Origin of the sequence: Cellulosimicrobium sp. 4261 (assembly GCF_040546915.1) — a bacterium.
Taxonomy (GTDB): Bacteria; Actinomycetota; Actinomycetes; order Actinomycetales; family Cellulomonadaceae; genus Cellulosimicrobium; species Cellulosimicrobium cinnabarinum.
Genome location: NZ_JBEPOQ010000004.1, coordinates 372888 through 383451, shown reverse-complemented (window position 1 = coordinate 383451; position 10564 = coordinate 372888). Strand labels below are relative to the sequence as shown.

At 76.3% G+C, this 10564-nt stretch carries 9 protein-coding genes; 5 read left to right on the top strand and 4 right to left on the bottom strand.

Features of this window, described 5'->3' with window-relative positions:
• Positions 1 to 91 precede the first annotated feature (91 nt).
• Positions 92 to 991, bottom strand: a complete 900-nt coding sequence (locus ABIE39_RS08015; RefSeq protein WP_186810484.1) for a universal stress protein — start codon at positions 989 to 991, stop codon at positions 92 to 94.
• 212 nt (positions 992 to 1203) lie between these two features.
• Here ABIE39_RS08015 and ABIE39_RS08010 point away from each other — a divergent pair, with 212 nt between their 5' ends.
• Both ABIE39_RS08010 and ABIE39_RS08005 read left to right on the top strand, forming a co-directional pair.
• Positions 1204 to 1932 (top strand): response regulator, encoded by a 729-nt coding sequence (locus ABIE39_RS08010; RefSeq protein ID WP_354051229.1) that lies wholly within the window; start codon positions 1204 to 1206, stop codon positions 1930 to 1932.
• Between the two features lie 142 nt (positions 1933 to 2074).
• Positions 2075 to 2548 carry a pyridoxamine 5'-phosphate oxidase family protein gene (locus tag ABIE39_RS08005; RefSeq protein ID WP_083384665.1) on the top strand — a complete coding sequence of 158 codons (474 nt, stop codon included), beginning with the start codon at positions 2075 to 2077 and terminating at the stop codon, positions 2546 to 2548.
• A gap of 3 nt (positions 2549 to 2551) precedes the next feature.
• Here the strand turns inward: ABIE39_RS08005 and ABIE39_RS08000 are convergent, their stop codons facing one another.
• Entirely contained in the window at positions 2552 to 3727 is a 1176-nt protein-coding gene (locus tag ABIE39_RS08000) for a GAF domain-containing sensor histidine kinase (RefSeq protein ID WP_255437349.1), read from the bottom strand.
• Positions 3728 to 3926: 199 nt separating this feature from the next.
• Between ABIE39_RS08000 and ABIE39_RS07995 the strand changes: the two genes are divergently transcribed.
• Positions 3927 to 4730 (top strand): tetratricopeptide repeat protein, encoded by an 804-nt coding sequence (locus tag ABIE39_RS07995; protein WP_354051227.1) that lies wholly within the window; start codon positions 3927 to 3929, stop codon positions 4728 to 4730.
• A gap of 216 nt (positions 4731 to 4946) precedes the next feature.
• On the opposite strand, the gene ABIE39_RS07990 is transcribed toward ABIE39_RS07995, so the two are convergent.
• Positions 4947 to 5519 carry a hypothetical protein gene (locus tag ABIE39_RS07990; protein ID WP_085387096.1) on the bottom strand — a complete coding sequence of 191 codons (573 nt, stop codon included), beginning with the start codon at positions 5517 to 5519 and terminating at the stop codon, positions 4947 to 4949.
• Positions 5520 to 5694: 175 nt separating this feature from the next.
• Positions 5695 to 6213 (bottom strand): hypothetical protein, encoded by a 519-nt coding sequence (locus tag ABIE39_RS07985; RefSeq protein ID WP_167405748.1) that lies wholly within the window; start codon positions 6211 to 6213, stop codon positions 5695 to 5697.
• A 197-nt stretch (positions 6214 to 6410) separates the two neighbouring features.
• Between ABIE39_RS07985 and ABIE39_RS07980 the strand changes: the two genes are divergently transcribed.
• Both ABIE39_RS07980 and ABIE39_RS07975 read left to right on the top strand, forming a co-directional pair.
• Positions 6411 to 8501: a D-alanyl-D-alanine carboxypeptidase family protein gene (locus tag ABIE39_RS07980; protein ID WP_354051225.1), complete on the top strand. Its 2091-nt coding sequence runs from the start codon at positions 6411 to 6413 to the stop codon at positions 8499 to 8501.
• A 241-nt stretch (positions 8502 to 8742) separates the two neighbouring features.
• Positions 8743 to 10476, top strand: coding sequence for an ABC-F family ATP-binding cassette domain-containing protein (locus tag ABIE39_RS07975; RefSeq protein ID WP_354051223.1), 1734 nt, complete (start codon positions 8743 to 8745; stop codon positions 10474 to 10476).
• Positions 10477 to 10564: the final 88 nt, after the last annotated feature.

Genomic DNA, 10564 nt, shown 5'->3' with positions numbered 1-10564 from the left:
TCCGCTCCCACTGTTCGTCCGACAAGACCTGGAACCGACTCACGCCCGTGAGTCTGGCCGCCCGCCTCCACTCAGAGTTGGGAGACACGCCCTAGTCCCGCGCCGCGTGGACGACGGCGACGGGGTGCGTCGCGTGGTGCAGCACCTCCTGGCTCACGGAGCCGAGGAGCATGCCGCGCAGGTCGCCGCGGCCGCGCGACCCGACGACGGTCAGCGCGGCCCCCGCCGCGGCCTCCCGGAGGGCGACGGACGGCTCGCGGTCGACGACGAACGTCTCGACGAGGACGTCGTCGTGCTCCGCGGTGCGCACGCGCCCGAGGGCGGCCTCGACGGTGCGCGACGCCTCGGCGCGCGCGTCGCGCTCGGCGGCGGTGTAGAACGCGGGGTTCTCCTCCCACAGCGGTCCGGTGGGCATCCGCCAGGCGCACACCGCGACGACGCGGGAGCGGGTGCGCGCGGCCTCGTCGAGGGCGAACCGGAGCGCGGCGTCGCCGTGCACGGACCCGTCGACGCCGACCACGACGTCGGTGGTGCGCTCGACGTGCTCGACGGACGGCGGCACGACCACGACCGGCACGGGCGCACGGGCGGCGAGCCGGGTCCCGACGGACCCGAAGAACATCGACCCGACGGACCCGAGCCCGCGCGACCCCACGACGACGAGGTCGGCGTCCTTGGCCTCGTCGAGCAGGGCCTCCGAGGGCGGGCCGGAGCGCAGCAGCGTCCGCACGGGCACCGACGCGTCCACGCGCGCGGCGCGCTCCGCGGCGGCCGAGAGGATGGGGCCGGCGATCTCGCCGAGCTCCTCGACGCTCGGGTAGTACGCGCCGCCGACGAACGGCGTCGCGACGACCGGCACGTACGCGACGTGCAGCACGCGCAGCTCGGCGCCCCGACAGGCCGCCTCGTGCACCGCCCAGTCCAGGGCCTTGCCGCTCGTCGTGCTGCCGTCCACACCGACCAGCACGACCTGCTGCGTCGATCCGCTCACCATGACCACCTCGGTCCTCGATCCCCTTCGTGGCGGTCGTCCCGCCACCTGCCACACCTCCTGGATACCTCCTACGGGCGGTCGGCCGCACCCGGCGACCGCCCCGGACGCGCGGGTCGCACGGCACGACGCACCGGGACGAAGGTCCCGCACCTGCGGCACGACGGGCTCGCGCGCGCGAGAATCGCCTTCCGACCGGCTACGTTGAGGGCATGGGCTCTCCCCACCCGATCCGCGTGTTCCTGCTCGACGACCACGAGGTGGTCCGCCGCGGCGTCGCCGCTCTCCTCGAGGCCGCCGGTGACATCACCGTCGTCGGCGAGGCCGGCACCGCCGCCTCCGCGCTCGCCCGCATCAAGGCGACGCGCCCCGACGTCGCGATCCTCGACGTGCGCCTGCCCGACGGCTCGGGCGTCGAGGTGTGCCGCGAGGTGCGCTCCGAGCTGCCCGAGGTCGGCTGCCTCATGCTCACGTCCTTCGCCGACGACGAGGCGCTGTTCCAGGCCGTCCTCGCCGGGGCGTCGGGGTACGTGCTCAAGCAGATCCACGGGTCCGACCTCGTCGGCGCGGTCCGCACGGTCGCGGCGGGCGGGTCGCTCCTCGACCCGGCCAGCACCGCGCGCGTCCTGGAGCGCCTGCGCCACGCCGCGGAAGAGACGCCGGACCGCCTCGAGGGCCTGTCGCAGCAGGAGCGCCAGATCGTCGCGCTCATCGGCGAGGGTCTGACGAACCGCGAGATCGGCAAGCGCCTCTACCTCGCGGAGAAGACGGTCAAGAACTACGTCTCGCACGTCCTCGCGACGCTCGGCCTGCAGCGCCGCACGCAGGTCGCGGTCCTCGCGACCGAGATGCGCCAGGAGGAGTCGTCCCGCCAGGGCGCCCCGGGAGCGGGCGGCGCGGCCGGGGACCGGCAGCACGGTGGCCCGGCGCAGCGTCCCTGACGGGCCCGGCCCGCAGGACGGGGCGGGGCCCGAGGGCTCGCCCGCGCACGGACCGGGGACCGAAGCCCGCGGACCGGGCGACCGCGCGGCGTCGGGACCTTCGGCACTCCCGGATCTGACACCGCGGCGCGACGATGTGGAGATGGACACAGTCGAGCGGACCGGGACAGGGGCACCGGTGGGGAGCGGGGGGCTCGCGACGGCCGAGCGCCCGCGCGCCTCGGCAGGGCTCGCGGAGCTCACGCCGGAGGAGAGCTACGCGCTCCTCGCGACCGTCCCCGTGGGCAGGATCGTCTACACCGACCACGCGCTGCCGGCGATCCAGCCGGTGAACTTCGTGCTCGACGGCCCGGACGTCGTGTTCCGGACCGCGGAGGGCTCGAAGCTCGCGGTGGCCGCCAGCCGCGCCGTCGTCGCGTTCGAGGTCGACTCGTTCGACGCCGACGCCCGCTCCGGGTGGTCCGTCGTGCTCGTCGGCCGCACGTTCGAGGTGACGGAGCCGGTGGAGCGCGCGCGGCTGCTCGCGCTCCCGCTCGTGACGTTCGTGCCCGGCACGCGCGACCGCGTCATCAAGGTCGTGCCGCGCATCGTCACGGGGCGGCGGATACTGCGCTGACGCTCAACCGAGCGGCACCCACCACTCGAGGCGGGTGCCGCCGTCGGGCAGGGCGGTCGCGGTGCTCGACCCGCCGAGCGCTGCGGCGCGCGCCTGCATGTTCCGCAGGCCGGAGCGCCGGCCGCCGGGCTGGATGCCCACGCCGTCGTCGGTGACCGTGAGGCGCGCCTCGTGCGCGGTCACGGCCAGGTGCACGACGACGCGGCTCGCCCGCGCGTGCCGGGCGACGTTGGTCAGGGCCTCGCCGAGCACGACGACGAGCTGGTCGGCGACCTCGGCCGGCAGGCTCGGGCCGCCGTCGGTCACGCCCGCGCCGGACCCCTCGGACGCCACCTCGACGTCGACCTCGGGCGCGAACCCGAGGACGGTCGTCGCCGCCTCGGCCTGCGCCCGGAACCGGTCCTCGATCGAGGGCGCGTCCGGGTCCGTGGCCGTGTGCAGCGCGAAGATGGTGGAGCGGATCTGCCGGATCGTCTCGTCGAGGTCGGAGACGGTCTCCTCGATGCGCGTGCGCGCGTCCGGATCGCTGACGAGCGGCTGCACGCTCATGAGCGTCATCGCCGACGCGAAGAGGCGCTGGATGACGACGTCGTGCAGGTCGCGCGCGATGCGGTCGCGGTCCTCCAGGACGCCCACCTGCTTCGCGCGGCCGTAGAGCCGCGCGTTCTCGATCGCGACGCCCGCGGCGGCGGCGAGCGCGATCACGGCCGCCTCGTCCTCCGGGGAGAACTCCTCGCACCCGCCCCCGGGGACCTGCTTGTCGGTGAGGTAGAGGTTGCCGAACACCGTGTCGCGCACCCGGACCGGGACGCCGAGGAACGTGTGCATGGGCGGGTGGCCCTCGGGGAACCCCGCCGAGCGGACGTCCTCGGCGATCTCCGGGACGCGGATGGGCGCCGGGTGGTCGATGAGCTCGCCCAGCAGCCCCTCGCCGTGCGGCCAGTGGTCGATCGCGGCGACCTCGTCGTCCGAGAGGCCGAGGGGGATGAACTGCGCGAGACGCTCGCGCCCCGACGCGTCGAGCACCCCGAGCGCGCCGTACCGCGCTCCCGTGAGCTCCATCGCCGCGTCGACGATCCGCCGCAGCACCTGCGGCAGGTCGAGGTCGCTCGTCACCGCCACGACGGCGTCCAGCACACGTTGCCCGGCGCTGCCCGGCAGGTCGGTCGTTCCGCTCACCCGATGCAGTCTCCCAGACGCCGGCGGTCAGGGGGCACCCGGTCCACCCCGGGGGTGTGACGTGGGCGACACCGCCGCGCTACGGTGCGTCCACATCTCGGGACGTCCGACGCCGTCCTGCCGCCGGCCGCACGTCGCCGTCGCGCAGGTCCGGACCACCGAGCCGTCGACGCAGGGGGCCGAAGGGACGCGGTGCCGCATGCCGACCACCGACCAGGGCGCGGACGTCGCCCCGCGCTCCGGAGCGCCCGCCGAGGCCGCGGCGCTCGCCGACCTGCGGTCCGCCGTCGGGCACCTGCACCCCGACGACCCGGCGGAGCTCGTCGCGATCGCGGACGACCTGCGCGCGCTCGGCAGCCCGGCTGCCGCGGTTCCGTTCTACGAGGCGGCCGTCGAGCAGGGCGTGCCCGGGGCGGTGTACCGGCTGGGCGTCGCGCACCACGAGGCGGGCGACGCCGCGGAGGCGTTCCGCTGCTTCGAGCTCGCCGGTCTCGCGGGCGACGCGCTGGGGGCGTTCATGGCGGCGCAGGTCGCGTCGGAGCGCGGGGACCTGCATGCGGCCCGCCGCTGGTACGAGCTGGCGCAGGGCGTCGAGGGCGCGGCCGTGCGGCTCGCCCAGGTGCTCGCCGAGCTGGGGGAGCGCGACGCCGCCGACGGCCTCCTCGCGGCGACGTCGGGCGAGAGCTGGGAGGCGGCGGTCGAGCTCGTGCGCAGCGGCGCCCTGAGCCCGGACGACGCCGTCGCGCTGCTCGAGGGGTGGGCCGGGACGGGCGAGGCGCGCGTCGCCGCGACGCTCGCGGACCTCTACGTGCGTGCGGGGCGCGGGCCCGACGCCGAGGACCTGCTCGAGCAGGCGGCGCTCGCCGGCGAGCCGACCGCGCGCACGAGCCTCGGGGTGCTCCGCCTCCGCGCGGGCCGTGTGGCCGAGGCGATGGCTCTGTGGCGCGAGGCCGCCGCCCAGGGAGACGCCCAGGCGGCGGAGCTGCTGGCCCGCTTCGGCTGACGCCGGGCCGCACGCAGAAAGGCGCCCGGCGGGCGACCGGCTCCGTCGAGCTGTCGGTCGCCCTGCCGGGCGCAGAGGGCGGGACGTGCGGGTGGTCTCCCCACCGCCCGCACGCCCCTCTTCCCCCGGGGAGCGACTCCCTGCAGCGACGGCCTCAGATCGTCGCGCGGTATCGGTCGCCCCGTGGCCCGCCGCACACGGCGGGCGGTCGAACCGTCAGACCAGCCAGGCGTTGCGCTGGACGAACGGGATCTTCTTCCACGTCTTGCCGAGCCCGAGCACGCTGCCCGCCCCGAGGAGGGTGAGAGCGATGATCGTGAGCGACATGGTGATGTGGTCGTCGATGATCGGGTTGGTCACGAGCGGGAGCTCGGCCAGGTACATGAGCAGGAGCAGGAGCGTGCCGCTCACCGCGGCGATCCGCATCCCGATGCCCAGGATCAGGGCGAGCCCGATGCCGAGCAGGCCGACCATGAAGAGCACGTCGATGAACGCGTTCCCTGCGAGGCCGCTGAAGAAGCCCGAGAACGTGCCCTCGAGGTTCGACAGGAAGCCGGTGGTCGGGCTGTTCCCGTTGAGCCACGACCGCTCGGCGGGGGTGGCGAACCCGAGCCCGAACGTCTTGTCGAGGAAGGCCCAGAGGAAGTAGAACCCGATCGTGATCCGCAGGACGCCGAGGACCACCTGGGTGGGCCGCGTGGCGCGCTCCGCGAGGCTGAGGGTCTCCGGCTCGGTGCCTTCGACCGTAGGGAGCGGCGCGTTGGCGTTCCGCTCGATCGTCCCCTTCATCACTGTCCCCTCTCATCGACCCGTCCGGTGCGGTCGGGCTCCTGAGACCAAGCAAACCCCTGTGAAGGAAGGGTGGACGTCAGGCAAAGGTCGCCGGGCCCGGGGACCTAGGTCCCCGGTGCGGACGAGGGCCCGGGGATACCGGGCGCGGTCAGCCCGCGCGCGGCCCGCCCGGTCAGGAGCCCGAGGCGTCCTCGAGGTCGGTGCGGAGCTCGTCGACCCGGGTGCGCAGGCTCTCGATCCCGTCTCGCACCGCGGCGTCGGCGCCGGAGAGCGAGTCGGCGACGTCGCCCAGCTCGGTGGACGCGTCGTCGAGCGCGGCCTCGGCGTCGGCCAGGCGCTGCTCGGCCTGGGCGCGCGTCTCGTCCGTGGCGGACGCCGCCTCGTCCGCCGCGGCGCGGGCCTCGTCGGCGGCCTCCTGCGCGGACGCGACGGCCTCCTCGGCGCGGGCGCGCGTGTCGTCCGGGAGGGTGCCCAGGTCGTCGGTGAGCGACCGGACGTCCTCGCCGATCGTCTCGACCTGGGAGCGCGCGTCGTCGAGGAACTGCTGGACCCCGTCGCCCGTCAGGGTGAATTCCGGCACGCTCACCGAGCCGTCCTCGGCGCACCCGCCCAGCGCGACGGTCGCGGCGACGGCCGCCCCGAGCGCGAGCGCGCGAGACGTTGACCTGCGGTGACGTGTCGGTGAGCTCATGGGGCGATTGTCCACCGCGAACATGAGACGGGGGTGAGAGCCTCGTGGAGGCGGTGTACGGTAGGCGGACGAGGGCACTGTGGCGTGCAGCACACCGATCGTGGGCGCGCGCAGCCGTGACGTCGGGCGCGACGACGCGCACATCCGGCGTGCGGGACCGCAGGTCCGTGGCAGGGCACGAAGCACGGGAGTGAGCGGTGAGCACCACGGCGGAGCACGAGGGCGCGGACGACGCGCCCGTGACGCCCGAGCCCGCGCCCGCCGCCGGTGCGGTGGGCCCGGAGCCGTTCGGACGGCACGCACGCGCCGTCTCGCACGTCCTCATCTCCTCGGCGCTCGCCATCACGCTCGCCGCGGCCCTCTCCGGCAGCGTCCAGCCGCGCCCGGGCGCGTCGTTCTTCCCGCAGGAGGGGGCCACGGCGACCCAGGTCGCGGCGCTCTCGAGCACCCTCGGGGCTGGCCTCGACGAGGACCAGCAGCTCGACGGCGCGATCGAGGTCCTCGCGACGGCCAACGCGCTCGACGACGGCCACGTCTCCCCGCCCGTCGAGCAGGCCCGCGCCGAGCTCGGCATGCTCCTCGCCACCTATCTCGCGCAGCAGGACGCGGCCCGCCGCGTCCCGGCTCCGCTCGTGCCCGACGGCGACCTCGACCTGGACGAGTCGCTCGACGACGCGCAGGTCCCCGAGCTCCCGGAGCCGCTCGGCCCGGGCGCCGGTACAGGCCCGGGCGCCGGCACGGGCACGGGCACAGGCGCCGACGACACCACGACGCGCCCGGACGGCGAGGCCCAGGACCCCCCGACCGACGGTCCGGCGCAGCAGCCCGCGACGGTCGACGCCTCCGGGGACGTCACGGCGGACGCCGTGCGCACCGCGGCGGAGCGGACCGCGCCCTCGCCGAGCCCGACGAGCAGCCCGTCCCCGAGCGCGTCCACCAGCCCTTCGCCGGACGAGACCCCGAGCCCCGGCGGCACGCCGAGCCCGGCACCCGGCGCGAGCACGCCCGTGGACCCGTCCGCCCCCGGCGGCGCAGGGTCCCCGGGCGACGCGGGAGCACCCGGCGACCGGACGCTGCCGGAGGACGAGGTGCCCGCGCCCGACGGGGTCGCCCCCGGCGATCTGGACGGGTCTCAGGACCCGGCCGACGGCTCGGCTGACAGCGGTGACGGCGACCACGCCGAGGACGACGACCACGCGCACGGTGACGTGACGCTCGAGGACGTCCTCGCCTCCGCGACGACGCTCGCCGAGCTGCTCGGCACCGACCTCGTGCCGGTCGGCGTCGTCCCGGCCGCCGGGGCGACGGCGCTCGCGGGCACGACCCTCGCGGAGCGGCTCGCCGAGGTCGTCGAACGGTACGCCGGCTCGACGGCGCAGTACCAGAACGGCCGCATCCCGCCGGAGGCGCTGTGCGCGCTCGACTTCGCGCCGGGCAAGACCCTGCGCTGCGACGCCGCGGAGCAGCTCGAGGCCCTCGCCGCGGAGTTCGAGAAGGAGTTCGGGTACGCGCTGAAGATCACCGACGCGTACCGCCCGTACGACGAGCAGGTGCGCCTCAAGGCGGTGAAGCCGTACCTCGCGGCCGTGCCCGGCACGTCGCAGCACGGGTGGGGCCTCGCGATCGACGTCGGCGGGAACGTGCCGTCGGGGACGTCGCTCGAGTACGTCTGGCTCCGCACGCACGGCCCGGACTACGGCTGGGACAACCCCGCGTGGGCGCGGCCCAACGGGTCCAAGCCGGAGCCGTGGCACTTCGAGTTCTTCGCGGCGGGCAAGATGCCGACGCGGTACACGCCTGCCGAGGGCAGCGCGCCGTCCACGCCGCAGAAGCCGACGGGACCGAGCGCGCCCGCACCGAAGCCGACGACCCCGCCCGCGCCGCGGCCACCGGCACCGGCGCCCACGCCCACGCCCACGGAACCCCCGCCGACGAAGCCCACGGACCCGCCGCCGCCCACGACCGTCGCCGTCCCGGCGAACCTCGTCGGCAAGCAGCAGGCCGCGGTCGAGGCAGCGCTCAAGGGTGCCGGGCTCAAGGTCAGCGTCACGACGAAGACCGACCCCGCCGCAGCCGGGACGGTGCTCTCCGTCGCGCCGGGCTCCGGCACCCAGGTCGCTCCGGGGAGCACGGTCGCGATCGTCGTCTCGTCCGGCCCGGCGCCGGACCCGGAGCCGGAGCCGACCGAGCCCGAGCCGTCGCCCGAGCCGACGGACCCGGCGCCCGAGCCCACGACCGCGCCGACCCAGGCCCCGGCGGCCCCCGGTACGGAGCCGACCGCTCCCTGAGGCGAGGGACGCCGTCGGGCCTGGGGCGGAGCCGCGGTGGTGCTCGGCTCGGCGCCGCCACGGGACCGGTCCCGTGACGGCGCCGAAAAAGCCGTGCGTCTCCAGTCCCGGCGGCGTAGCGTCGGGCGCGATGTGATCCTCACCTGCCCCGGCCGCTCCGTCCCGTCGAGCCCGTCGCCGTGGCCCCCGCCGCCGTCCGCGGCGAGCGCGCGCCACCCGGGCACCTGGTAGGTGATCACCCATGGCACGTCCCACCCCTGTCCTGCGCGCGTCCGACGTCCGCGTGTCCTTCGCGGGCAGCGCTGTCCTGCGCGGCGTCGACCTCGCCGTCGACCCCGGCCACCGCACGGGCCTCGTCGGCGAGAACGGCGTCGGCAAGTCCACGCTCCTGCGGGTGCTCGCGGGCGCGCTCGCGCCCGACGACGGCACGGTCAGCCGGCCCGCGGACCTCGGGTTCCTGCACCAGGAGTTCCCGTACCCGCCGACGACGACGGTCCGCGCGGTCGTCGACGACGCGCTCGTGCGCGTGCGCGGGATCGAGCGCGAGCTCGAGGAGGCGGCGCTCGCCCTCACCGGCGACCCGGGAGGCGAACCCGTCCCCGGTGCCGAGGAGGCGTACGCGCGTGCGCTCGCGCGGGCCGATCTCGCCGACGTCTGGGACGCCGACGCGCGGGCGGCGCGCACGCTCGCGGGTCTCGGGCTCGACGTCGACGGGGTCGCCGGGCGCGAGGTCGGGTCCCTGTCCGGCGGCCAGCGCACCCGGCTCGGCCTCGCCGCCCTCCTCGTGCGCCAGCCCGGCGCGATGCTGCTCGACGAGCCGACGAACCACCTCGACGTCGCCGCGGCGGAGTTCCTCGCCGCGGCGCTGCGGGCCCTCCCGGGCGCCGTCGTGCTCGCGAGCCACGACCGCGTGTTCCTCGACGAGGTGTGCACCGAGATCCTCGACCTCGACCCGGTCGCGGAGCCGCTCCGAGGCGCGGGCGACGCGGCGCGCACCGGGGGAGCGGGGACCCTCTACGGCGGCACGTACGGCGACTACCTCGAGGCCAAGCGCGTCGAGCGCGAGCGCTGGGAGCAGCGCTTCGAGGCGGAGCAGGCCGAGCTCGCGGAGCTGCGGCGCGGCGTCGCGGTGACGGCGCGGGACGTCGCGAAGAACCGTGAGCGGGGCAACCAGGCGAAGATCCTCTACGACTTCAAGGGCGAGCGGGTGCAGGGCCAGGTCGCGCGACGCGTGCGCAACGCGCAGCAGCGGCTCGACGCGCTCGAGCGCGACCAGGTGCGCAAGCCGCCCCCGCCCCTGCGCTTCGCGCCGCCGAGCGGGGGGACCGGCGTCGCCCCGGGCGGCGGCGACGTGGTCGCCTGGGCGCGGGGCGTCGTCGTGCACCGGCCCGGGCGCGGCGGGCCCGGGGCCGCCCCGGGCGAGCGGCCGGACCGGCTCGACATGGCGGCGTCGGGCGTCCCGTCGGTCGAGGTCGCCCGGGGGAGCCGGCTCCTCGTCACCGGGGCCAACGGCGCCGGGAAGTCCACGCTGCTGCACGTGCTCGCGGGCGACCTCGTGCCCGACGCCGGCACCGTGGGCCGGGCGCGCGGGGTCCGGGTGGGGCTGCTCGAGCAGGACGTGCACCTGCACGACGACGACCGCACCCCGCGCGAGCTGCTCGCCCTCGCGCAGGGCGTGGACCCGGCGGACGCGCGCGACGCGGCCGTGGACGCGCACGGCCTCCTCGCGCCGCGCGACCTGGGGCGGCGGCTCGCGGAGCTCTCCGTGGGGCAGCGCCGGCGCGTGGTGCTCGCGATGCTCGTCACGCAGGCGCCCGACGTGCTGCTCCTCGACGAGCCGACGAACCACGTCTCGCTCACGCTCGCGGGCGAGCTCATGGAGGCCGTGGCGGAGTGGCCGGGCGCCGTGGTCGTGGCGTCGCACGACCGGTGGCTGCGGCGTCGCTGGCAGGGCGACGCCGTGCACCTCGACTGACGTCCCCGTCACGCCCGCGGGGTCCCGGCGCGAGGCGGGGCACCGGGGACGCGAGGGGTCCCGGGAACGCGGTGGCCGCGCGCGGCGC